General features: G+C 67.9%; 25 protein-coding genes. 11 read left to right on the top strand and 14 right to left on the bottom strand.

What is annotated here, in order from left to right:
• Positions 1-98 precede the first annotated feature (98 nt).
• Entirely contained in the window at positions 99-929 is an 831-nt protein-coding gene (locus ACFFR3_RS31550; protein ID WP_345408798.1) for a universal stress protein, read from the top strand.
• 3 nt (positions 930-932) lie between these two features.
• Here the strand turns inward: ACFFR3_RS31550 and ACFFR3_RS31545 are convergent, their stop codons facing one another.
• The gene (locus ACFFR3_RS31545; RefSeq protein WP_345408796.1) at positions 933-1,589 is read right to left on the bottom strand and encodes a helix-turn-helix transcriptional regulator; all 657 of its coding nucleotides are present in this window, start codon (positions 1,587-1,589) and stop codon (positions 933-935) included.
• Positions 1,590-1,668: 79 nt separating this feature from the next.
• Between ACFFR3_RS31545 and folE the strand changes: the two genes are divergently transcribed.
• Both folE and ACFFR3_RS31535 read left to right on the top strand, forming a co-directional pair.
• The gene (gene folE / locus ACFFR3_RS31540; RefSeq protein ID WP_345408794.1) at positions 1,669-2,301 is read left to right on the top strand and encodes a GTP cyclohydrolase I FolE; all 633 of its coding nucleotides are present in this window, start codon (positions 1,669-1,671) and stop codon (positions 2,299-2,301) included.
• Between the two features lie 21 nt (positions 2,302-2,322).
• A complete protein-coding gene (locus tag ACFFR3_RS31535) occupies positions 2,323-3,528 on the top strand; it encodes an NAD(P)/FAD-dependent oxidoreductase (protein ID WP_379484318.1) in 1,206 nt (401 codons plus the stop codon).
• 6 nt (positions 3,529-3,534) lie between these two features.
• Here the strand turns inward: ACFFR3_RS31535 and ACFFR3_RS31530 are convergent, their stop codons facing one another.
• From ACFFR3_RS31530 to ACFFR3_RS31515, 4 genes are all read right to left on the bottom strand, one after another.
• Positions 3,535-3,669: a hypothetical protein gene (locus ACFFR3_RS31530; protein ID WP_345408790.1), complete on the bottom strand. Its 135-nt coding sequence runs from the start codon at positions 3,667-3,669 to the stop codon at positions 3,535-3,537.
• Positions 3,670-3,926: 257 nt separating this feature from the next.
• Positions 3,927-4,571, bottom strand: coding sequence for a gamma carbonic anhydrase family protein (locus ACFFR3_RS31525; protein WP_364382384.1), 645 nt, complete (start codon positions 4,569-4,571; stop codon positions 3,927-3,929).
• 633 nt (positions 4,572-5,204) lie between these two features.
• Complete coding sequence (locus tag ACFFR3_RS31520) at positions 5,205-6,599, bottom strand: DUF4241 domain-containing protein (protein ID WP_379484317.1); 1,395 nt, start codon at positions 6,597-6,599, stop codon at positions 5,205-5,207.
• 287 nt (positions 6,600-6,886) lie between these two features.
• Positions 6,887-7,681: a nucleotidyltransferase domain-containing protein gene (locus tag ACFFR3_RS31515; protein WP_379484316.1), complete on the bottom strand. Its 795-nt coding sequence runs from the start codon at positions 7,679-7,681 to the stop codon at positions 6,887-6,889.
• 292 nt (positions 7,682-7,973) lie between these two features.
• Between ACFFR3_RS31515 and ACFFR3_RS31510 the strand changes: the two genes are divergently transcribed.
• Entirely contained in the window at positions 7,974-8,936 is a 963-nt protein-coding gene (locus tag ACFFR3_RS31510) for a serine protein kinase RIO (protein ID WP_379484315.1), read from the top strand.
• Here the strand turns inward: ACFFR3_RS31510 and ACFFR3_RS31505 are convergent.
• The 5 genes from ACFFR3_RS31505 to ACFFR3_RS31485 all read right to left on the bottom strand — a co-directional run bounded on the left by ACFFR3_RS31505 (position 8,920) and on the right by ACFFR3_RS31485 (position 12,857).
• Positions 8,920-9,159, bottom strand: a complete 240-nt coding sequence (locus tag ACFFR3_RS31505; protein ID WP_379484314.1) for a hypothetical protein — start codon at positions 9,157-9,159, stop codon at positions 8,920-8,922. The two genes, ACFFR3_RS31510 and ACFFR3_RS31505, sit on opposite strands and share 17 nt — an antisense overlap.
• Positions 9,156-10,511 carry a serine/threonine-protein kinase gene (locus ACFFR3_RS31500; RefSeq protein WP_345408780.1) on the bottom strand — a complete coding sequence of 452 codons (1,356 nt, stop codon included), beginning with the start codon at positions 10,509-10,511 and terminating at the stop codon, positions 9,156-9,158. Before ACFFR3_RS31500 ends, ACFFR3_RS31505 begins: the two co-directional genes overlap by 4 nt.
• Positions 10,512-10,931: 420 nt before the next feature.
• Entirely contained in the window at positions 10,932-11,789 is an 858-nt protein-coding gene (locus ACFFR3_RS31495; protein WP_345408776.1) for an SAM-dependent methyltransferase, read from the bottom strand.
• A 187-nt stretch (positions 11,790-11,976) separates the two neighbouring features.
• Positions 11,977-12,486, bottom strand: a complete 510-nt coding sequence (locus ACFFR3_RS31490; RefSeq protein WP_345408774.1) for an SRPBCC family protein — start codon at positions 12,484-12,486, stop codon at positions 11,977-11,979.
• Positions 12,483-12,857 carry a metalloregulator ArsR/SmtB family transcription factor gene (locus tag ACFFR3_RS31485; RefSeq protein ID WP_345408772.1) on the bottom strand — a complete coding sequence of 125 codons (375 nt, stop codon included), beginning with the start codon at positions 12,855-12,857 and terminating at the stop codon, positions 12,483-12,485. Before ACFFR3_RS31485 ends, ACFFR3_RS31490 begins: the two co-directional genes overlap by 4 nt.
• A gap of 434 nt (positions 12,858-13,291) precedes the next feature.
• Between ACFFR3_RS31485 and ACFFR3_RS31480 the strand changes: the two genes are divergently transcribed.
• Positions 13,292-13,780, top strand: coding sequence for a VOC family protein (locus ACFFR3_RS31480; protein WP_345408770.1), 489 nt, complete (start codon positions 13,292-13,294; stop codon positions 13,778-13,780).
• A gap of 322 nt (positions 13,781-14,102) precedes the next feature.
• Here ACFFR3_RS31480 and ACFFR3_RS31475 read toward each other — a convergent pair whose 3' ends face one another.
• The gene (locus tag ACFFR3_RS31475; RefSeq protein ID WP_379484313.1) at positions 14,103-14,549 is read right to left on the bottom strand and encodes a MarR family winged helix-turn-helix transcriptional regulator; all 447 of its coding nucleotides are present in this window, start codon (positions 14,547-14,549) and stop codon (positions 14,103-14,105) included.
• A 62-nt stretch (positions 14,550-14,611) separates the two neighbouring features.
• Here ACFFR3_RS31475 and ACFFR3_RS31470 point away from each other — a divergent pair, with 62 nt between their 5' ends.
• The 3 genes from ACFFR3_RS31470 to ACFFR3_RS31460 are packed head-to-tail and all read left to right on the top strand — an operon-like array spanning position 14,612 to position 17,175.
• Positions 14,612-15,142, top strand: coding sequence for a hypothetical protein (locus ACFFR3_RS31470; RefSeq protein WP_345408766.1), 531 nt, complete (start codon positions 14,612-14,614; stop codon positions 15,140-15,142).
• Between the two features lie 45 nt (positions 15,143-15,187).
• Positions 15,188-16,702: an alpha-L-fucosidase gene (locus tag ACFFR3_RS31465; RefSeq protein ID WP_379484312.1), complete on the top strand. Its 1,515-nt coding sequence runs from the start codon at positions 15,188-15,190 to the stop codon at positions 16,700-16,702.
• Entirely contained in the window at positions 16,699-17,175 is a 477-nt protein-coding gene (locus ACFFR3_RS31460) for a hypothetical protein (RefSeq protein WP_379484311.1), read from the top strand. Before ACFFR3_RS31465 ends, ACFFR3_RS31460 begins: the two co-directional genes overlap by 4 nt.
• A 16-nt stretch (positions 17,176-17,191) precedes the next feature.
• Here the strand turns inward: ACFFR3_RS31460 and ACFFR3_RS31455 are convergent, their stop codons facing one another.
• Positions 17,192-17,389 (bottom strand): hypothetical protein, encoded by a 198-nt coding sequence (locus ACFFR3_RS31455; protein WP_345408762.1) that lies wholly within the window; start codon positions 17,387-17,389, stop codon positions 17,192-17,194.
• Between the two features lie 883 nt (positions 17,390-18,272).
• Between ACFFR3_RS31455 and ACFFR3_RS31450 the strand changes: the two genes are divergently transcribed.
• The 3 genes from ACFFR3_RS31450 to ACFFR3_RS31440 all read left to right on the top strand — a co-directional run bounded on the left by ACFFR3_RS31450 (position 18,273) and on the right by ACFFR3_RS31440 (position 21,387).
• Complete coding sequence (locus tag ACFFR3_RS31450; RefSeq protein ID WP_379484310.1) at positions 18,273-19,745, top strand: RICIN domain-containing protein; 1,473 nt, start codon at positions 18,273-18,275, stop codon at positions 19,743-19,745.
• Positions 19,746-20,009: 264 nt separating this feature from the next.
• A complete protein-coding gene (locus ACFFR3_RS31445; RefSeq protein ID WP_345408756.1) occupies positions 20,010-20,807 on the top strand; it encodes a colicin immunity domain-containing protein in 798 nt (265 codons plus the stop codon).
• Positions 20,808-21,024: 217 nt separating this feature from the next.
• Positions 21,025-21,387: a hypothetical protein gene (locus tag ACFFR3_RS31440; protein WP_379484309.1), complete on the top strand. Its 363-nt coding sequence runs from the start codon at positions 21,025-21,027 to the stop codon at positions 21,385-21,387.
• A 128-nt stretch (positions 21,388-21,515) separates the two neighbouring features.
• On the opposite strand, the gene ACFFR3_RS31435 is transcribed toward ACFFR3_RS31440, so the two are convergent.
• Together ACFFR3_RS31435 and ACFFR3_RS31430 are read right to left on the bottom strand one after the other, a co-directional pair.
• Positions 21,516-21,779: a transposase gene (locus ACFFR3_RS31435; RefSeq protein WP_345408752.1), complete on the bottom strand. Its 264-nt coding sequence runs from the start codon at positions 21,777-21,779 to the stop codon at positions 21,516-21,518.
• A 12-nt stretch (positions 21,780-21,791) separates the two neighbouring features.
• A complete protein-coding gene (locus ACFFR3_RS31430; RefSeq protein ID WP_379484369.1) occupies positions 21,792-22,034 on the bottom strand; it encodes a hypothetical protein in 243 nt (80 codons plus the stop codon).
• Between the last annotated feature and the right edge of the window lie 705 nt (positions 22,035-22,739).

Below are 22,739 nucleotides of genomic sequence, written 5' to 3'. Positions count from 1 at the left end.
GACCAAAGGCCCATCTACCTGGGACGTCCTCCCGCTGCGGCTTCCCCGGGTCGAGACCGATACTGGAAGTAAGGGACGGAACGGCCCGAGGAGATGCGATGACCAGGCAGATCGTGGTCGGCGTCGACGGATCCGCGGCGGCTCGCGCGGCGGTGGACTGGGCGGCGCTCGACGCCGGGCGGCGGGGGCTGAACCTGCGGCTGGTGCACGTGTGCGAGCAGTGGTCGCACAGCGAGGGTGTCGGGTCCTGCTCCGGGGCGCTGGAGGCCGCCGCCGATCGGGCGCGTGGCCTGGCCGGCGGCGTCAAGGTGACGGCGGACCTGCGGCCGGGCAACGTCGTCGAGGAGCTGATAGGCGAGTCCGCGACGGCCGACAGTCTCGTGCTGGGCAGCCGCGGCCTCGGCGGCTTCAAGGGCATGCTGCTCGGCTCGGTGAGCAACGCGGTCGCCGGGCACGCGACGGGCCCGGTCGTGGTGATCCGCGGCCCGCACCCGGTGGAGCACCGGCGGATCGTGGTCGGCTACGACGGCTCCGAGCATGCGCGGGCGGCCATGGAGTACGCCATCGAGCAGGCCAGGGTCCGCTGGTCCGAGCTGCACGTGGTGACGGCCTGGCAGATACCGGCCTTCTCCCCGTACGCCGTCGGCTACAGCATCCTGATCGAGGAGATCGTGCAGGCGGAGCCGCGCAGAGCACGCGAGCTGGTCGAGCCGTGGCGCGACGCCAACCCCGACCTGGTGGTGTCCGACGAGCAGCCGTGCGACCATCCCGTCACCGCCCTGGCCAGGGCGGCCAAGGCGGCCGATCTCGTGGTGGTGGGCTCGCGGGGGCTCGGCGGGTTCGCCTCGGCGCTGCTCGGCTCGGTCAGTCACGCCGTGCTGCACCACGCGACCTGCCCGGTCGCCGTGGTCCGCCCGGTCAAGGAGTGACCGTCACCCGGCCGGGCGGAGGCATACGCAGCAGTGCTCCTGGCTCGGCTCCAGCCGGGCCGCGAAGCCGGGCTCGGGGAGACCTTCGAGCAGACCCGCGACCAGGCTGAGGTTCATGCCGCAGACCAGAGCGGTGTGCCGCTCGGCAAGGCTGCGGAACGGGCAGTTGGCCAGGGCGATCGCGCCGTCGCAGGCGCGCGGCTCGAAGCCCAGAGCCTCCAGGGTAGGCATGACGCCGGCGGTGGCGTCGCGGCCGAGGGCCCGGCCCAGGTCTCGGGCGCGGCGGTCGAGCACGGTACGAGGCGCCTCTCCCGTGGCCTCCGACTCCTGGAGGGCGTCGGCGAGCAGGTGGGCGGCGGTCTCGTAGCGGCGGTCGGGCAGGGAGACGGCGATCTGCCCGGGAGCGCGGCGGTAGAGCTTGGCGGGACGGCCGGCGCCGGGCCCCGACCGGCCGGTGCGGCGCTGGTAGACGGCTTCGAGCAGCCCTCCCTCGACCAGCTTCTCCAGATGGAAGGAGACGGTGTTGCGCGGCGCCTGTACGGCGTCGGCCGCCTCGTCGCGGCTCACCGGCTCCGGCTGGCGCACCACGTATTCATAGAGGCGGCGCCGTGTCGGCTCGTCCAGCGCCGCGATGGCGGAGATGCCGTCGGCTTCGCCCATTCTAAAACCCACTCCTGTTGACGAAATTATCGTGCCCCTTCTAATGTTAACGAAACTTGTTGATAGAAGAGGGGGCGGCATGAGCGAGTCCGTGGTGGAGGAGGCCGGCGACGCCGAGCGCCGGTCGCGGCGCCTCCGGGTGGTCAGGGGCGGGGGAGTGGACCTGGAGGCCGCCCAGCGAGCGGTGACCGACCTGCTGACCGCGCTGGGCCGCGACGTCGAGTCCGAGCACCTGGCAGACACGCCGAAGCGGGTCGCGCGCGCCTACGCCGAAATGCTGGAGCCGCGCGAGTTCGACCTGACGACCTTCCCCAACGAGGAGGGCTACGACGAGCTCGTGCTGGTCCGCGACATCCCCGTGCAGTCGTTGTGCGAGCACCATCTGCTGCCCTTCCAGGGCGTGGCGCACGTGGGTTACCTGCCGGGCGACCGTATCTTGGGGCTGTCGAAGCTCGCGCGGGTGGTCGAGCTGTTCGCCCGCGACCTGCAGGTGCAGGAGCGGCTGACCAAGCAGGTCGCCGACTGGCTCCAGCAGCACCTGTCGCCGAAGGGGGTCGGCGTGGTGATCGAGGCCGAGCACCTGTGCATGTCGATGCGCGGCGTACGCGTGCCGGGGTCCCGCACGGTCACCTCGGCCCTGAAGGGGACGCTGCGCGAGGACGCGAGGTCCCGGCAGGAGTTCTTCGCGCTGACCGGTCAGTCCCATACCTGACGAGCAGACAGGAGATCGACGATGGCGGCATTCGTGATCGTGGGCGGCGGCCTGGCCGCGGCCAAGGCGGCCGAGGCGCTGCGCGAGGAGGGGTTCGACGGCGAGATCGTGCTCGTGGGACGGGAACCGCACCTGCCCTACGAACGCCCGCCGCTGTCGAAGGGCTACCTCCAGGGCAGCGACGAACGGGACAAGATCTTCGTCCACGACGCTGACTGGTACCGCGAGCACGACGTGGACGTCCGTACCGGCGTCTCCGTCACCGCAGTCGACCCGGCCGCGCACGAGGTGACGCTGTCCGGCGGCGAACGGCTCCGCTACGACAAGCTCCTGCTCGCCACCGGCGCCCAGCCGCGCCGCCTGACCGTGCCGGGCCACGAGCGCGTGCTGTACCTGCGTACCGTGGACGACTCCGACCGGCTGCGCGGCACCTTCTCCACCGCGCGCAAGGTCGCGATCATCGGCGCCGGCTGGATCGGCCTGGAGACCGCCGCCGCGGCCCGCGCGGCCGGCGCCGAGGTCACCGTGATCGAGCAGGGGCAGCAGCCGCTGCTGTCCGCCCTCGGCCCCGAGATCGGCGCCGTCTTCGCCGACCTGCACCGCGAGCACGGCGTGGACCTGCGGCTTGGCGCCCGCCTCGCCGAGATCACCGAGACCGGCGTACGCCTGGCCGACGGCACCGCCATCGACGCGGACGCCGTGCTGGCCGGCATCGGCGCCGTCCCCGACACCGAGCTGGCCGCCGCCGCGGGCCTCACCATCGACAACGGGGTCAAGGTGGGGGCGGACCTGCGGACCAGCGATCCCGACATCTACGCCGCCGGCGACGTCGCCAACGCGCACCACCCCCGCCTGGGCCACCACGTGCGGGTCGAACACTGGGCCAACGCCCTCAACCAGCCCCCCGTCGCCGCCCGCGCCATGCTCGGCCGTCCGGCCGCCTACGACGAACCGCCCTACTTCTACACCGACCAGTACGACCTGGGCATGGAGTACCTCGGCCATGTCCCGCCCGGCACTCCCCACGACGTCGTCATCCGCGGTGATCTCAGCGGGCGGGAGTTCCTCGCGTTCTGGCTGCGGGACGACCGGGTGATCGCGGCGATGAACGTCAACATCTGGGACCAGGGCGACCACCTCAAAGCCCTCGTCCTCGCACAAACCCCCGTGGACCGCGCAGCCCTCGCCGACCCCAAGGTCCCGCTGGAAAAGCTGGTGCGCTCGTGACGCCGTTCACGGCCGGTGCGGGTGGCGCCACCGCTCGTCGGCCCGCTCCCAGGCCGGCTCCCACTCGGCGTACCGGGTAGGGGCCGTACACCGCCGCCAGATCCCGATCGCGGCCAGCGCCACGCCGGCGGTGGCCGCCACGATCAGCCGACCCGTGATGACACCTCGCAGCAGCAGGATCGCGCCATCACCACCGGCCGCTCCGAGGGAATCTCGGTGAACGAGACGCGAGCCGGAGGAGCGTCCTGAAGCATCGTGGCCGCCGCAACCCCGACATCAACGCATCCATCGGCACCTCCCCGCCGTTCATCGTGCGGGTCATCGGCACGGCAGGGCAGAGCCTTACGGCTCCCTGAGACGGGACCTTCGCCATCCCGGCTGGTACAGAACCACCGGGATCATCCGGAGGGGGGCAGGATCTCGTCGTCCGCGTGCGTGCCGAACTCGGCGACGCGCACTTCCGCGATGTGCTCGTACCGGGTGATCCGGTCGGTCCACTCCGTGTCGACGCCGAACGCGACCTGCGCGAAGCCCACCCGGCTGACGGCCTCGGCCAGGCCGGGATCGCCGGGGGCCAGCAACCGTACCGGAGCGTCGAGCGCGATGGTGTGCGGCGGCACGAAGTACTCGTCCGGGACGACGGTGCGCGCGTGGACGAGCGCGCCGACGGCCACGACCGCGCCGGCCCCCAGCCGCGCGGACTGCAGGACCGTCGCCGAGGTCGCCACGTAGACGCACCTGCCGACCTCGCAGCCCAGCAGCGTGGCCTGCGGGCCCACGAAGACGTGGTCGCCGACGAGCACCGGCTGGTCGCCGGCGACCGCGGACCCGCGCAGGACCGCGTTCTCGCAGATCACCGCCGCCTCCCCGACCTCGATCCGCGACCCCTCCGCATCGAGCACCGCGCCGTACATCACCCGCGCCCTGGGCCCCACCCGGACGTCACCGACGAGCGTGGCCGTCGGGGCGACGTAGGCGGTGGGATGGACCTGCGGTTGACGCCCGCGGTGCCGGATGCGGATTCCCTGCGGTTCAGCGATCACCAGCGGATTCTCCTCTGCCGGGCCGGGACCATGCTGGCGGCTTTCGGACGTCTCGTTCGCTCGGCGAGTCACGCATGATCAAGGGAGCGACCGGTCGGCTGACCCTGGTGGCGGATGCCCGAGGACGGGCGCAGGAGCTCATTTACGGCGCCGACGGCAAGCTGAGCAAGGTGCCCGGGGGTAGACGGCCGGTCGCTGACGTTCACCCGGAGCGACGCCGGGTGACGGCGTACACCGTAAGCAAGATCACAAAACTGATCCCAGGCGATCCGGACCAGCTATTCGGCGCCCCTGAGCCCTTCCGCTCGCTCGCCGGACGAAGGGCTCTGTGCTGGAGGTGATTCGAGTTCTTGAACCCCTACAGGGCCGAATGGCGTGAGCCTGAGGGCCGGTTCAAGGGCGCCACCGGCAGTCGGGGATGGTTCGGGTTCGTCGAGGACGTCCGCTTCTCGCACGGGGGCATGAAGGTCACCATCAAACCTCCACCGCCGTCTCAGGCGACCGCCTTCAGATCGAGAGGGTAACGCTGCTCGATCCACAACGAGGCCGCCTCACGATACGGCCGAACCGCGTCCGCCGCGTCCGCCGCGTCCCCGGGTACCCGCCGTCTGGCCTCGTCCTTGGACAGATCAACTAGACCACGTCGAACCCTGAAGAGCGACGATGCTCGGCCCAGCCGTCAATGACGTGGTTGATCCGGGTCGTCATCCACGTGGCTGTGGCACCGGGATCAGTGAAGGGCGCCTCGCGTCGGTCGTCGGTCACCGAGGTGGTCAGCGGCAGGTAGACGGCTGTCGACGGCACTGTGGGCGGCAGCGAGTCGGTGTCGTGCAGGATGAGCATGTCCGCCACGAACGCGGTGACTTCCCCGTCGGCATCCCGGCCTATCCACACCGGGTAGCTACCGTCGCCCAACCCGCTCTGATAGGCGATCAGATTGGTGCCGGTCTCCGGGGCGCGGAGCTCGGAGTCCAAGAGGTCCATCTCGTTGTACTCGTCCTCCAGCTCCTCGACGAGCCTTCCGAGCTCCTCGCGGCCCGAGGCGTCGAGGAAGCAGCCCATACCCGCATCCACGCCGAACCCGAAGAACTCACCGGCGCCGAGCAGCCGGGCGTCCTGCCCCGGCAGTAGCGCAGGCTCCCAGCCGGCGGTCGGCTTGTCGAGGATCCGCACCATCACGGCCGGGGTCTCGCCCTCGCCGTCCGTCCCCTCCCACCGCATCGAGGCGATCAGAACGGCGTAGTCGCCAGGCGCCACGGTGATGGTGAAGGGAACGGCATCATCCAGAAGGAAGGGGTCGGTGGCGATCACCGAGCCGGTGGGCAGGTGAAGCCACCCCGCATGCGACGGCTCGGTGATCAGTGCGACGCGTCCCTCGCCAGAGGCCAGGCGGCTTCCGGGAACGAAGAGCGCTTCGAGATGCCGGGGACGCAGCGGCAGCGGGGCCGACCAGGGGGACATCATGCCCGAAGCCGGTCCCTTCACAGGTTCTTCGGCCGGCGCCAGGGTGATAGGCCCGCTCAGCCCGAGCATCTGCGCATCGACGTAGGCCGTCCACGCGCCGAACTCCGCCTTGGCCACTGTACGGTGCTCAACCGGGACGCTCTCCCAGGTATGGCTGGAGCCGTTGACGTCGCTCAGGACCTGCCTGGCGCGTCCGTCCGGGGCGATCGTCATCGTGAAGCGCAGGCCACGCTCAGGAAACTCCTTGTCGGCATCTGAGGCGTAGCGCCACTCCTGGTAGCGCATCAGGTGTAGCCGTCCTGGCTCCAGTTGCCGGTATTCCAGCTCCTTGTTGCGCCGTTCGTACTCGTCGAACAGGAACAACCCGAGATGACCGTGGCCCCAGTCGACCTGGAACAGGGCCCTCGGCCTCCCCTGCGCAGCCAGCAGGACGGCGTATTGCTCAGCTGATGCGTCCCTGTCACGGGCCTGTGCTTCCGAGATCGGAGCGACGGCGGCACGGGCCTGTGGATCCCACCCCTCACAGTAGGTGATGTCAACCGTGCCCATGTTCTCAGTCGTCATCGCGCGATCTCCTGCCCGCATCAGCATGGTCGGATCTTTGCGGCGTCACGCTAGCAACCGGAACCGACGGCGAACGGCCCGGGCTCAAGCCGCGGGGCACTGATCACCGCAGGTGACATCACAGAACCGACCTGCAGGAAAAGCAGGGCGTCCCGTTATCTGCCAGGGCTCATGATGACATCAGGGTGTTCGCCGTGCTCGGTGTGTGCTCGTACGCCCCGTCACGCGCCCTCGCTTCGATCGCCCAATATGCGGGTATCGAAAACGCGCGCCTGCTCCTCGCGACATCAGGTCACCTCAGCGATAACGTCGCGAAGGTACTGAACGGCGAGTTCTTCGGCGTGATGATGGCGTTGGATCACCGCTCCGGTGTCGTCGAGCCACCGCCGGTAGAGCGCGACATTGGCGAGGAACGCCTGACCGATCTCATGCTGGTCGTAACCGCAGAGAGTTGCCTGAAGGTCGCGTGCCTCCTCCGGCGCGATGGACTCGAGATGACGCACGCCCCGGGGGATGGCACCCACTCGGCGAGCAGCCAGTGGACCCAGCACCGTCTCGCGCAGGTAATTGAGAAAGCCGATGGCCTCGAACAGCTCACCGCGGGCTAGCTTCGTCGCGCCGTAGTGCACCCAGATCCAGAACCGGTCCTCGATCCACTGCAGGTCAAGGGGCTGGCTCACCGGCGGATGCTCCGCGAGTGTCTTGACCAGGTGGCCCTGTCGATCCCACAGGACGACAGGATCGTCGGCACGCTCGGCGAAGTCGGAGGCCCGCACGAACTTGAAATCCACATGCAGCAGGGGCGGTCCGACGAGCGTGATGATCAAACGGGGTTCTCCGACATGCTCTCCGGTGAATCCGGCCACCAGTTCAGTCCATGTATCGATCAGCGCGAGCCGTTCCTTCATGACCGCGTCGAACGCCTCGTCGTCGATGACCACGATCAGATCCACATCGGAGTAAGCGTCGGCATGACCTCCCGCAATCGACCCCGCGATGGCCACACCGGTCACCCGGGCATCATGCCGGATTCGAGGGACCACATCGCTGAGGAATCGGCGGTGCAAGGTGGGGGCGTCCATAGTGTTCCTTCGTGATCGGAGCAAAGTCTTGCAACGTACCACACAGTTGAGTGGAGGGCTCTAGTGGGCGGTCAGTACGACGGCCGGCCGCTGGAGGCGGCGTTCTCAATGCGGTCGCGGCGCGATGAACCGGCCGAGGGCTTCGCTCCGGCTTTACGGCAGGAGCACGGTCCCAGCGCCGGTAATCACGTTGCGGGATCCATGACGGGCCGGGCATGCTGGGTCGATCGAGCGGCGGAGAGCGCTGCCTGGACCAAGGAGGGCTGACGGATGGTCATCACTGCGCTGCGGCATGTCCGCATCAGGCCCACCTCTTTGTTCAGGAGCACACCCGTTGTCTTCCGCGTACGAACCCTCTGATACCTACTCCGACCTCCACTCCCCGCGGTCCGAATTCACCGGTGACGAGTTCCAACCAGATCCGGCGGCGGCCTTCGTCTTCACGTTCCATCCGGTCGACGAGGAGCTGGGCCCAGATCAGCGGTGGTCCACCTGGCTGGAGGTCGAGCGCGGTTCTCGCGGCCCGGAACCCCGCCCCCCGTGGGTTGTGACGGAACAGGCTGCGATCGACACCGAACTCGGCGTCCTCAAAACCGGCAAGGAAGCCGACGTCTTCCTGATCGAACGGGCCGTCGAAGCCATCGGCGACAACCCGGCGAAGTCCTCGCTGCTGGCCGCGAAGCGGTACCGCACCGAGGAACACCGGTCCTTCCACCGCAGCGCGTCGTACGTCGAAGGCCGCCATACCCGCAACAGCCGTGACAGCCGGGCGATGGCGAAGAAGACCTCGCACGGCCGCGGCGTCGCGGCCGGTCAGTGGGCATACGCTGAATGGGACGCCCTCAACCGGTTGTGGAAGGCCGGCGTCCCGGTGCCGTATCCCGTGCAGGTGGACGGCACCGAGCTGCTGATGGAGTTCATCGACGACGGCGAGGGCGGTGCCGCGCCCCGGCTCGCCCAGGTCCGGCCGTCGAAGGAGCTGCTCGGCGGGTACTTCGAGCAGCTCCGCGACGGCATGCGTGAGCTGGCTCGCGCGGGGCTCGCGCACGGCGACCTCTCACCGTACAACGTCCTCGCGCAGGACGAGCGGATCGTGATGATCGACCTGCCCCAGGTCGTCGACATCGTCGGCAATCCGATGGGCATGGACTTCCTGATGCGCGACTGCCACAACATGGCGACCTGGTTCACGAATCGCGGGCTCGAGATCGACGAACAGGAGCTGTTCGCCGACCTGCTCACGATGGTGTTCTGATCGCCATATGCACCACAACACACTCGGACACCGACAGGTCCATCCGGAACCTACAGCGGTGCGGCGAAGTCGGTGACGAGCAGTGGCTGACCGAGACCGTGGGCGAGCGGCTGGTGGCAGCCTTTGAGGTGCCGGTGAACCAGAGGGCGGTTTCGTAGCGGTCGGGGTCGCTCGGCCGGATCAGCCCGGCATCCGACGCTGATGGGATCATGCGGGTGGTCATGATCGCTTTCGAATTCTGATCGTTTCGCGTCGATCTGCGCGCTGTGAGCTCCAGGCCGACCCGACGGCGACGAGCACGACGATGCTGATCAGGGCGAGTGACACCGTCGCGGACTTCCGCCCAGGGAGTTCCATCGCGTTCCGGAAGATCTCGCCGGCACCATGGAAGGCGAAAGCGGTCGCGCCACAGCCGAAGACGAGCCCGGCGACACCGACGACAGCGATGACGGCTTTGCCGACGTCCGCCGGGAGGAATCGCGCGAGGCTGGCGCACAGCAAGCCGACGACAACGACATCGGCAACGGCTGTGATCATTACGGTGGCGCCGAGCACGGCGTTGTCCCCGTAGCGCTCGAATTGGTCCCACGTTCCGCCGGCATCAGGGAGTCCGGCGACGCCGAGCGCCGTCATGACTGCCATCGCCAACGCGAACACCATCGGCGCGGCAACGCCTAGGGGCGACCACTTCTTCGACCAGGTCGGCAGGATCTTGGTGTCGCGCCGCACGTGGACTGTGGTTGCGGGCTGCTCACCTGCAATACCCCCTGCCATGGCCAGAGCTTCGTCCGCCGTCGGCCTGCGGGCCGGGTCCTTGTCCAGTAGCCGGGTGATGAGCTGCGTGAGCGGCCCGGTTCGCCGCGGCGCCGCGGCCTCCTCCAGTAGCACTGCGGCCAACGTCGCTTCCTGGGTATCGCGGCGGAACGGTGAGACGCCCTCGACGGCCTGGTAAAGGGTCACGCCGAGGGAGAACAGATCCCCAGCGGGGAGGCCGTCGGCGCCGCGCAGCCGCTCGGGCGCCGTGTACTCGGCCGAGCCGATGAGCATCCCAGTGGCGGTCAGTGCGGTGTCGGTGGTGTGGACCGCGGTCCCGAAGTCAGTGAGCAGGACCTTCCCGTTCTCGGCGAGCATGACGTTGGCCGGTTTGATGTCGCGGTGCACGACACCTTCCCGGTGTGCTGCGCCGATCGCCCTCAACAGCGCCGCGGCCACTTCGACGGCCCTGCCCATCGGAAGCGGTCCGTGCTTCTGCATGTGCTCGCTCAGCGAGCAGCCATCGACGAGTTCCATGACGATCCAAGGAAGGCCGTCGTCGATGACGACGTCGTGGATCGCGACGATGCCGTCATGCCTGCGTAACCGGGCGGCATTGCGGGCCTCGCGCGTGGCGCGCGCCAGCCGCTCGGCTCGTTCGCTTTCCGGCATCCCTGTCGGCAGCTGCAGTTCCTTGATCGCAACGTCCACGTCGAGGGTCTCGTCGCGGGCCCGCCAGACCCGCCCGAAGCCACCGGACCCCAGTTCGGCGGCAAGCTGGTAGCGCCCGCCGACCACGTCCCCGGCCTGCTTCGAAGTCATGCCCCGTCTCCTGCCATCGTGCTTGGCACAAACAGTTGATCAGGGTACAGCCGCCGTCATCGGGTGCAGACGTGTCGGGCGCGCACACACCGGCACGCGCCGCGCAATGTCGGCGGGTCACTCGCCCAAGCTCGACCAGAGAAAGACTTCGGTGCCCCGCTGCCCACCCCCGGCTGGTGGTGCGGGCCCCACAGGCCGCGGCGGATGGCTTCGCCGCGCCACCATCGAGCTCCCCGGGAGCGGTGACGGCCCCGTTCGGCCGGTGCCGAGCAGGCCGGCGCCGACCTGCGCCGGGCCATGGAGGCCGCCGACCTCATCGTCGTGCTCGACCGGGGCGGCGTCGTCGAGGTCGGCACCCACAATGAGCCGCGCCGACGGCCTGTACGCCGAGCTGTTCCGCCTGCGGGCCCGCTACTTCGTCTAAGGTTTGATCGCCAGGCCCCCGTACGCCCAGGCGTGCCCGCCGGGGATCTCCTCCTGGTATTCGGTGAGGTCCGGCCGCCAGGTCACCACCTCGACGAGGCCCGGCTCCAGCAGGTTCCAGCCGTCGAAGAAGCGCATCGTCTCGTCATGGCTGCGCGGCACCATGGGCGCGGAGCTCTTGTCGTACGGCTTGGTGAACTCCTCGCGGCTCAGGTGGTCGGCGAAGTCCATGGTGATGTGCGACAGCAGCAGGTGGCTGCCGCTGGGCACCGCGGCCTTGAGCTGCTCCACCACCCCGAACGGGTTCTCCTCGTCGGTGACGAAGTGCAGGATGCCCGCCAGGATGACGGCCATGGGACGGGTGAAGTCGAGCAGATCCCGGACCGCCGGGTCGTTCAGGATCTTCTCCGGCTCGCGCAGGTCCGCCTCGATCATCTCCGTGGCGCCCGCCGGGTCGCCGGTCAGCAGGGCGCGGCCGTGCACCGAGACGATCGGGTCGTTGTCCACGTACGCCACCCGCGCCTCGGGCACCGCCCGCTGGGCGATCACGTGGGTGGGATCCTGGGTCGGCAGGCCGGTGCCGATGTCCAGGAACTGGGTGACGCCCGCCTCAGCCGCCAGATACCGTACGGCCCGGCCCACGAAGGCACGATGGGCGCGTACCCCCTCCCGCGTGCCCGGCGACAGCTTGATGAGCGCCTCGGCGGCCTCCCGGTCGGAGGCGAAGTTGTCCTTGCCGCCCAGTAAGTAGTCGTAGATGCGCGCGGGGTGCGGGATGTGCGGATTGATGCGCGCTGCCGGGGCGTCGGCGTACTCGGGGTCCTGCGGGTCCGTCTGTCTGTCGGTGTTCGTCATCCTTCTCTTCCTGCTGGATCGACGACTACCGCCGGGCCTGACGGGGGGCCGGGGCGAGCTTCGCCGAAGGGTTACTTGCCTGCTTTCAGGTGTTTCCTTCCTACCCGGCCCGACGTTACGGCGCGGGCCTTCCCGAGAATGATGCGAACCTCCGGGTCAGTACGGCCGGGCCGAGGTATCTGGCGATCTACGCCTCGGGCTCCGTGACGGTCAGTTGTTCGTAGGACGGCTTCATCGCGGGGTAGTAGTCGTCGAACTCCAGCTTGGCGGAGCCGTCGTGGGAGGCCGCCAGCAGGTCGAGGTAGTACTCCCAGCCGGGGCCGATCTCGCCGATGCCCTCGGCACTGGCCAGGTGCTGGACGAAGCGCAGCTCGGTGCCGCCGCCCGCCTTCGACAGCAGGAGTTCGAGGTGCCAGGAGCCGGCCGCGTCCTTGGCGGTGATCTCCAGCCGGCGGGGTGGCTCGCACGCTTCGATGCGCATCTCGGCCCAGGGAGCCTTCTCCTCGAACACCAGCTGGACCCGGATCGTCCGGCCGGGGCCTGCCTCGCCCTCCCACGGGCCGAACCAGCGCGCCGTGCGCTCCGGCTCGGTGACGCTGGCCCACACGTCCTCGGCGGGCGCGCGGAACGTCCGGGTGAGGACGAGGTCGACGCCGTCGTCCGCGCGGAAGAGCTTGCCGGTGGGGAAGCGGTTCATGCTGTTTCTCCCTTGCTGTCGGTCTCGCTGCCTGTCTTGGCGCTGTTCGTACGGCGTTCGCGGCGCGTCCGGTAGACCTCGGTCTCCAGAGCGTCGAAGCGGTGCTCCCAGCCGGAGGGTTCAAGGAACTGGGCCAGCCAGCCGGCCAGCTCGGTGAACCGCTCCGCGTCGAGCGTGTAGAGGCGTTGCCGGCCGACGAGCTCCGCCCTGACCAGTCCGCTCTCCCGGAGCACGCGCAGGTGGCGGCTCACGGCGGGGCGGCTGATCGAGAAGCGCTCGGCGATCTCGCCGGCCGAGAGCCGCCCGTCTTTGAGCATCACCAGGATCTGCCGCCGCACCTGATCCGCGATCGCCCCTGCCACCTCGTCCACGCCAGAAAGCGTAACCTACTGGTTACGCGTTCTCAAGAGGTCGATCCGGTGGCTGCTGGTGGAACCGTCTCGGTCACGCCGCGTCATCGCGGCCAGAGGTCTTGAGGGTCACCTTCGAGGACCAGGCCGCCGCACTCGCCGGATTCCACAAATCGTTTCCTCAAATGACGGGCGTAGGGCTGGCCTGCAGAGTGAAACCGTCCGGTCGGCCGGGCGATAGCCTGACCCGGCTCGACGCCTGGCTTGCCGGAACGCCACTGGCTGCCACTCGTACCTCTCGGTTCGCCGCCTTGCGGCCCCAGCATGATGACCCCTGGGCCGGTTGATCGATCGCTCAGGGGCTGACAGAACGCTCCGTGTCATCGAGGAAAGAAGCTGACCTGAAAGGGGCCTAGTGTCGGCGGCACATTCCGGCACGCAAGGAGGCATCCGAAATGACTGTCAAGGCCATTCCCGAGGGCTACACCACCCTCACGCCGTGGATCATTTCCCGCGACACGGCCGGAGTCATCGACTACATCCGCAAGGCGTTCGGCGCCGAAGAACTGGGCCGGGTGACCGACCCGCGCGGGGTTATCGGGCACGCGGAGGTCCGTATCGGCGATGCGATCGTGATGCTGTTCGACGGTGACCCGAGTTGGCCGGCGACGCCCGCGTTCCTCCGGCTGTACGTCGAGGACGCCCGTGCAGTGCACCGCCAGGCAATTGAGGCGGGTGGCGTCTCCATCTCGGAGGTCACCCACCTGGCCTTCGGCGACCTGGTCGGGCGGGTGCGCGACCCCTTTGGCAACGTGTGGTGGATCCAGACCCACATCGAGGACGTGGCGCCCGAAGAGATGGAGCGGCGCGCCGGAGACCCGGAGTTCACCGCAGCGATGGAGTACATGCAGCGCCCCGAGACCGAGATCTTTCCCAGAAACTGACGACTCCGGGCCGGGCGTTCTCTCGACGATTCAAGGCCTGGCGAGCACTTTGAACGCCTCCTGAACCCTTGATCGGCCCCGGGATCACAGAGGTGATCACAGGGGCCGTTTCCGTTCTGTCTACTTCGCCAACGGTGTCCACAAGGTCGGCGGGGGCCGGCCGCCGCCCCGCTCATCGGGTGACCAGCCCGAGGGGCGGCGGAGGAGTCCCAGTCACGCACGATCAGGAACGTCTACGGCTTGGACGTTCGGCTCAGCGACGCGACCTCAGTCGCTCGCCGGTAGGTAGTTGTGCACATCGTCCCGAATCAGTGCCCTGAGGTCACCTCAGCCGCCCCCCGTCGTCGGACAGGAGGCGATCGGTGATGGCCTTGAGCGTCCTGGCGTCGTCCGGGCCGAGCCGGTCCAGCAGGTGACGGCGAGTGGCCTTCTCCAGCGTCGGCAACGTGGCATTGATCGCGTTTCTGCCTTCCGGGCGCAGCGCGACCTCCATGCCGTTCGGCACCTTGTCGCGGGCCACGTAGTCACGATCGGCCATCCGGGTCAGCAGGTGCGACAGCCGTGTCCGGTCCCAGTTGAGGGCGGCGGCGAGGGCGTTCTGCCGCAGGCTCCCGCCGGACTCGTGCAGGCAGACCAGGACGCTCAGTTCCGCCTCCGAGAGGCCGGACGCCGCTGTGGTCTCGGCGACGACGGCGGCACGTACCAGCTCATGAGCGCGCTTCCAGCGCAGCCACAGCTCGGTCGCCTCACTCCCGCCAACTGTTGACATGTCAACACTGCCCTCTCTAGTGTTCGAACCCGACCATACGGCTCATGCGAAGGACATCACCGATGCTCGATGCTCGACGGCACTATGCCAGCCTGCGCCTGGTGGCGCTGCTTCCGCTCGTCCTGTTCCTGCCCGCCGTGATCGCCTTCTTCACGGACCCGGACGTGGCGTGGGGAGAGTACCTGGGCGTCTTCTTCCACCTCTCGATCCTCTTCCTGGTCTCCCGCCTGGAGGCGGCATCCTGGGCCAGAGCGGCGGGCTACGGCTGGGTGGCGCTCGACGTCCTCACCGGCATCCTGATGATCAACGGGGTCGACCACGACACGGCCTGGGCGGTCCGGCTCGGCGGCCACGTACTCGCCGGTGTCTGGATCGTGGCGAGTTCCCTGGTCAGCCACTCCTGGCCGGTCCGCGTGGTCGGCGTCGTCACGGGCGTCTGGCTCGGAGGCTACTCCTTCGTCGGCACTCAACTCGCCGAGGAGTACCTGCGCCCGGCCGGGATCATGATCCTCGTCTGGTTCGCCCTCTTGGCGACCTTCCACCGCGACAGTCCGGGCCGCCCGGCGGCGTCGGCCGTCCACGCGGCGGTCTGACGGTCTTTACTCCGGGCCGTTTCCCCTGCAAGCTCGGTACCTCATGTGATCGTCGAAGGGAGCGTCGTGCCGTTCGCGCCGTCGTGGGAGTCGCTGGAGGGCCGCGAGACGCCGGAGTGGTTCCCGCGGGCCAAGTTCGGCCTGTGGGCGCACTGGGGGCCGCAGTGCCAGCCGGGGTTCGGCGACTGGTACGCCCGCAACATGTACCTTCCGGGCACGGACGCCTTCCGCTTCCACCGCGAGCGTTACGGGCATCCGTCGCAGTTCGGGTTCAAGGACGTCATCAACGAGTGGAAGGCGTCCCGCTGGGACCCGGAGGAACTCGTCGCCCTGTACGCGCGTACCGGCGCCCGGTACTTCGTCGCGATGGCCAACCACCACGACAACCTCGACCTGTGGGACAGTCCGCACCACGCCTGGAACTCGGTCCGGGTGGGCCCGCACCGCGACATCGTCGGCGAGTGGGCCGCCGCCGCGCGCTCGCACGGGCTGCGGTTCGGGGTGAGCGTGCACGCCGCGCACGCCTGGTCCTGGTACGAGCCGAGCCAGGGCGCCGATCCCGACGGGCCGCTGGCGGGCGTACCGTACGACGGGCGGCTCACCAAGGCGGACGGCGCCGGCACCTGGTGGGAAGGGCTCGACCCGCAGGAGCTGTACGCGCAGGACCACCGGCCGATCCCCGGCTTCGACCAGCCGAAGACCATCAACCACCACTGGGACTGGCCCGACCCCGAGCACCGCCCGGACACCGCCTACCAGGCGAACTTCAAGGCCAGAACCCTGCAACTGGCCCGAACGTACCGGCCTGACCTGGTCTACTTCGACGACACCGTGCTCCCGCTGCACCAGTGCGGCCCGGTCGGCCTGGAGATCGCCGCAGAGCTGTACAACCTCGGCGAAGACATGATCGTCTGCGGCAAGATTCTCGACGAACGCCGGCGCCGCGCCCTGACCTGGGACGTCGAACGCGGCGCGAGCGACCGCATCGAACCGCATCCCTGGCAGACCTGCACCTGCCTCGGCTCCTGGCACTACGACACGCGCCGGCTCGCCGGGCACACCTACAAGAGCGTGGCCCAGGTGGTCGGCATGCTCGCCGACGTGGTGAGCAAGAACGGCAACCTGCTGCTCAGCGTACCGATCACCGGCGACGGCGAGATCGACGACGACGAACGCGCCATCCTGGCCGGCATCGGCGACTGGCTCGCCGTCAACGGCGAAGCGATCTTCGACACCGTCCCCTGGAAGGTCTTCGGCGAGGGCCCCTCGGCCGACAACCCACCCGCGCTGCGGGACCAGGGCTTCAACGAGGGCGGCACGATGACCGCCGCCGACATCCGCTACACCACCACCGACACCGCCCTCTACGCCACCGCCCTCGCCCGCCCTGACGGCCCGGTGGTCCTGCGCCGTCTGGGGCGTGCGGCGGGCCTGCTCGACCGCCAGATCACCGGCGTCCACGCCCTCGGCGACGATCGCCCTGTACGGTGGCGGCACGAGGATCAAGCCCTCATCATCGAGTCCCCAGCCCAGGTCCACCGCATCCAGCTCACCTCATGAACATCAAACAACGCCCCGGCACCCCATTCGCCGGCACCCTCACCTACATCGACCATGAGTACAGCATCGATTTCATACACTCAGAACCTGATCAATATCTGGATCGCACGCCAGACGGAGTCGCCTGTGTCGCCATCAACACTCTGCAAATCGAGGTAGGACTGCCCCGCTATGAAGCCCTGCACGTCTGGGGCTACTTCCCGAAGATATCGTGGACGACAGCGGCGCTGCCGATCCCTCGCAGCACCCCCGGCGTGGTGCAATTCGTAGGGAGCACGTTCCAGCGGAGTATCGCGTACGGGGTCTCAGACGAAGACTCGTGGCGAAGGGAATTTGATCCCAGGTCGGGATGGATTCGCGTCGCACCGGAGGGTGCTTCCGCGGAACACCTGACGGAGATCGCCGACGGCGTACTCATCGGAGCGGCTGACGGACAGCTCAGCTCGATCTGGATGCGACCGCTTTTCGCTTGACCGAAGGAGAGAAGCCTCAGTGGGGATCGCTCACGAACGTGTACCACGGGCCCCACACGGGCGATGAGTCGCCCGGCCTCCGGTCAGGGCTATAGAAGTACGCACGGTGAGTGCCGCTCAGGTGGAAGACCACCGCGTCACCGTCCCGGAAGACCGTGTCGAACGTCAGGACGCCGATCGTCCGGCGCCCGAGCACCTCGTCCTTCCCCAACATGCGAGCGACGGCCTCCATCTGGGGAGCCGACCGAGCGAACCGATCGTCCGAGGCGATGGTGAACCAGACGACCCCGGTGAGAAGGAGAGCCCCTGCCAGGAGCACCGCTGCCCACCGTAAAACCGGGCCACGGACGGACATGCGTCTCATGGGAACATCCTGACATCCACGGGGCGGAAGCGATGCGGGAAGCGCGGAAGGTGCAAGCCAGGGTGAAGCGAAGGGCTGCCCGGCCCTCGAGGAGCAGGGTGCGGGTCAGTCTCCGGGCGTTCCCGCCATGAAGAAGGGCGCGTCGGACAGGATGTACCTTTCATCGACGTAGATGTGCTGCGTGATGGCGCCCTCGCAGGGGTGCTGCGAATTACTGGAGACGATGGCGTTATCCCGCAGGGTGTTCCGAATCTTCACATTCTGCTGAGGAGGGTCGTAAATTATGGCACCCCCGTGCGGAGTGAGAGCCATTCATGGCCGGCCATCATGAACTCGGTGGCGGCGTGCGCGGGAAGGGCGGTGTTCGCGCAGGTCGCGACGGTGAGGGCGAGGGATAGGAAAAGGGCACGAATTGCGGAACTTACGGGCGATACGCGCGATGCCGCCTGCTTCCGTCTGGGAGACGGAAAAGAGACCCCCGTGTTTGCCCGGACGCCGAAGCCCCTAATCCATGGGAGGCCAGGTTGGCCGCCAGGATAATCGTCCGCATATTTCCAATGGAAATCGCCATAAAGCCGGTAAGCGCATTCCGAGCTTCCTGTCAACCACTTGACAAGGCTTACGGTCGCGTCAACACTCGGCGGCAGCACCGCCTGAAACATCCCCGTAAAACCGGTTCGGACTGCCCGCCCACCGCGATGTTAGCGCTAACAGATCCTGAGAGGCGATCCCCATGACAGCGACCCAAGCACGCCGATCGCTGATCCCCTTCCTGGTGGCCGCGCTCGCCGCCCTGGCGGGCCTCGTCCTGACCGCTCCACCGGCCCAGGCCGCCACCAGCCAGTTCCGGGGCATGAACTGGGCCGTGCTGGGCGACAACTTCAGCACCGGCCCCCTTGTCGTGCAGGGCCTGAGCCAGTCCGACAGCTACGCCACCGTGCGGGCCAAGGCCGACAGCCTCTACGACGACATGGCCGCCACCATGGGCGTCAACACCGTCCGACTGCCCGTCAACACCCACACGGTCGCTGCCACATCCTGGTGGAACGCCTACCGCGGCGCGATCGACGCCGCCACCGCCCGAGGGTTCAAGGTCATCCTCGCCTACTGGGAGGACGGCGCCGCCTCCGGAGGCAGGATCACCAACCTGGCCGCCTGGAACGCCATGTGGTCCGCCGTGACCGGCGCCTACGGCTCCAACGGCAACGTCTACTTCGAGCCGATGAACGAGCCGCACGGCTACAGCTCCGCCGAGTGGCGCGACGTGGCGGCTGGCTGGCTGGCCCGGCACACCGCGGCCCCGCCGGCACGGGTGCTCATCGGCGGCACCGGCTACAGCCAGGACCTGCGCGACATCTGCAACGACAGCCGTTTCGGCGCGACCCTGCTGTCCTTCCACCACTACGCCTTCTTCTACAGCCCCATGACCTACGACGCCTTCCGCAGTCACATCCAGACCCGCCTGGGAGGCTGCGCCTCCCGCGCGGTCGCGACCGAGTTCGGCGCGCCGATGTCGACCGGTCTCGACTACGCCGACGCGGGCAGTGCCGACAACTTCGTGCGCCACATCCGCGCCATGGCGCAGGTCATGCGGGACAACCAGATGGGCGGCACCTACTGGCCCGCGCTCGGCGGCAAGCCCGGCGACATCGGCTACGACTGGTACTCGATGTACGCGCTGAGCGGTAGCGGCACCGACCTGCGCCTGACCGTCCGCAACGCCTCCGGCGCCGACCGGATCCGCTACGGCTGGGGCGACACCATCACCCCGACACCGCCCCCGTCCTACTACACGGTCGCCGCGCGCCACAGCGGCAAGGTCATGGACGTGCAGCAGCCGAACACCGCCGACGGCGCGCGCGTCGGCCAGTACGCCGCCAACGGCGCCGCCTGGCAGCAGTGGCGCTTCCAGGACGCCGGCGGCGGCTACTGGCGCCTCATCAGCCGGCACAGCGGCAAGTGCCTCGACGTGGTGAGCGCCTCGACCGCCGACGGCGCCGAGCTCATCCAATACACCTGCGGCAGCGGCGCCAACCAGCAGTTCCAGATGGTCGCCGCCGGCGGCTACTTCGAGCTGCGGGCCCGGCACAGCGGCAAGTGCGTGGACGTGCCGGCCTCCTCGACCGCCGACGGCGTCGTCCTGAAGCAGTACGCGTGCAACGGCGGCGCCAACCAGCAGTGGTCCCGCACACCCGTCACCGGGTGATGACGCCGGGTGCGGCAGCCGGCCAGGGTGTAGCCGGCCGACACGTACGACGTGGCCGAGCAGCTCGGCGGGTAGGAGCGGGTCTGCCCAGCGCGTAAGGCCGGCCACGGGCGTACATGCATCTCATACGATCATCCTGTTGTCTTCCGCCCAACCTTTCCCTCCGATCTGGTTGCGGGAGTGCGAGGGGCGCCCGCCACCACCTCGAGGACAGAGGTCGTATGGGCATCCGCAGATTTTGTGGTGATAGGTATGGAGCGTCGCTTGTTGACCGCGAAGCTTGGACGACTGCTGGACGAGAGGGCACAGAGATTCAGTCGGGAATGGATGGATATCGCAGCTAAGACGGTCGTCCCTATCCCGGGAACTGTGCGCGGCGACGGTTCCCTTCCCCATCGGGTGTGTTCTGCGGCCGGCCGGTTGGGCGCAACCTATGCCTGGGGTGCTCCGATCGTAGGGAGCCGAGTTATCGATGGCTTGTTGTTCCGCGTGGAGATGACGCCGGACGTGCTTTCGGTCAAGATCCCTGAGCACCATGAAGGAATCGTCTTGGCCATGCCGGACATGGACAACGCCATCCTCTCGACTGCGGGAGGATACTCCCTGGTTGCGGGGAGTCACGCCTTTGTCCGTGCCTGCCTGGATTGCGGGATCGACGAAGCCCGAGTGCGATTCCTTCGGTATGCTCGCCGGCTGGCCGATGCCAACCCCAGCGTCATGGCCGTGGCAATGGAGCATCCTCCCCGCTGGCGATCGTGGCGATCGCCACGCGAGGTGCACCCTGAGTCGAACACTGCGCAACAACTCCACCTCATGGAGTCGTTCGTCGAAAGAACCCTACCGGCTTCACGATTTGTCCTGAGCTGGCTGTCGGAACGATCACAAGCGCTGGACGACGGCGAACGACTTCATGCGCAATTTGAGGAGCTCATGAACGAGGTCTTCTACGCTCTGGATGACTATCCTTCGGACCCAGATCTTCGCGAAGAGGGCGATATCTCGGAACAGGAGCTTCGCGAGCGTGTTAACGAAACACTGCGGCGACTCGCAGCTCTTGGCTGATCTCCTCCTGCGAAGTCTCGGCTCGCCAGGCGCGAGGCACCCGACATCGCCATTCTTCAGTGGCTCGGCCAATCTACGAGTTCCAGGGAAGTATGGATCGACGCGATGGTCCAATAGAGCTCACGTTCGCCGATGGCGAGACGATGTGGTTGGTGTAGTGTCGGACGCCGAAGCGCTTGCCATTCACCGCGACTGATCAGAATGCTGGAGAAAACTTATGGCTAGTCAGGCGTATTTCCACTGGGCGGACGATGAGTTTGAGGTCGATATCCTGCTTGATGGGAATGTCGATGCAGCGGACCTGGAAGTCGGCGATTCCATCATCACGTTGCCCACTGGTGAGCGGTACAGCGCCCTGCTCATCACGCTGGACCAGATATCGCGGATAATGGACCGCCATCGGCAGTGCGGAGAAAACCTTTCCGGTCGATACTTTGGTACGCCGGATCTGATTGTCGTGCGGGAGAAAGGGGTCGCCGCAATGGTCGATGTGATTCGTGATATCCTGACGTCAGGAGATTTGCCGACCTGGTTTCCGAAAATTCGTGAAAACGATCAACTCGACTTGCTGGAAATGTAAGGTAAACGAGCGTAATAACGGCGCTTGCCGCTCCGAGGTTGTCCCAGTTGAAGTACGCCGATGCCTCAATCGCGAGCGCCTCGCTTTTTTGCTGTTACACAGGTCGAATTCGTAGATTCAGTCATGGGTTAGTCGGGATGTCGAGGGTGAGCCCGGTCTAGGTCAGGCAGCCGGTAAGTAGGGGGCCGGTATTGGATCTTCTTCAGCTTGCGTTTGACGATCCGGGCGAGTCCGGGCAGGTCGGCGACGGCGAAGTCGGCCAGGGCCCGGCGGAGTAGGGACCAGACGCCCTCGACGGGGTTCAGTTGGGGCGCGTAGGCGGGTAATTGGACGAGACGCAGCCAGTCGGCGTGCTCGGCGGCGAACTCGGTGAGCTGGCCGACCAGGTGCACGTTGAGGTTGTTTCAGCGCCAGACCAGGGGTGCGTCCAGGTGCTGCTGGGTGGCTACGATCAGGTCCCGGTAGTCCGTCGAGGGGAACGACTTGGGCTCGCCCTTGCGACCGCGGTAGATGTGCAGTCGGTAGAACAGGTGCGGTCGCTCACCGTCCCGGAAGCAGATCACGCCGGCCATGTTGGCCCGGCCCGAGCCTTTGCCGCGTACCGTCACCACCGGGTGGGCGGCTGGCGGGCGGTCAACGCGCCGCATCTGGTCGCTCTGGTCCGTGCCGGGACGACCTTCGTCAAGGGCAAGCTCGTCGAGCGGCCCGCGGAATCACCGGCGATCGAGGACCAGTCGAGAGCCGCCTAGAAGATCTTGATCCACAGGTCTTGACGATTGCTCAGCACCCGCGGGAGGAATGGCGTCCCTTTCCTGTCAGGGCTGTGTGGGGGAGAGAGGCGGCCAAGGACGCCGAGATCATGGTGCTGCGACAGGAGGTGGCGGTGTTATGGCATCAGGTCATCCGGCCGGAGCCGGGCTGGGCCGATCGAGCGCTCCTCTCAGCGCTGGCACGACTCCTGCTCTCCGGGTTGCGGGCTCGGCGGCTGGTGACGCCGGGTACCTTGCTGGCCTGGCATCGGCGTCTGGTTCGACGCCGGTGGATGTATCGGAGCCGGTCCGGCCGCCCGAGGATGAGCAGGGAGATTCGGGCCCTGGGGCTGAGCCTGGCGCGGGAGAACCCGGCCTAGGGATATCGCCGGGTGCACGGCTAGCTGGCCGGGCTCGGCTACCGCGTAAGCGAAGCGATCGCCGCCCCGGGGCACGGCCCTGAGCGAGCCTGATCGGGACGGCCCGGGGCCGGACGGTCAGCTTCGACGGTCAGCTTCGACGGTCAGTTTCGACGGCCGGCGTCGCGCGGGCCTCGCCGTCACGGGCTGTGGTGGGCTGCCGGGCGTGCCGGTCCTGATGCCC

Origin of the sequence: Nonomuraea salmonea (assembly GCF_042428605.1) — a bacterium.
Classification (GTDB): Bacteria; Actinomycetota; Actinomycetes; order Streptosporangiales; family Streptosporangiaceae; genus Nonomuraea; species Nonomuraea salmonea.
This window is presented reverse-complemented; position numbering and strand designations above follow the sequence as displayed.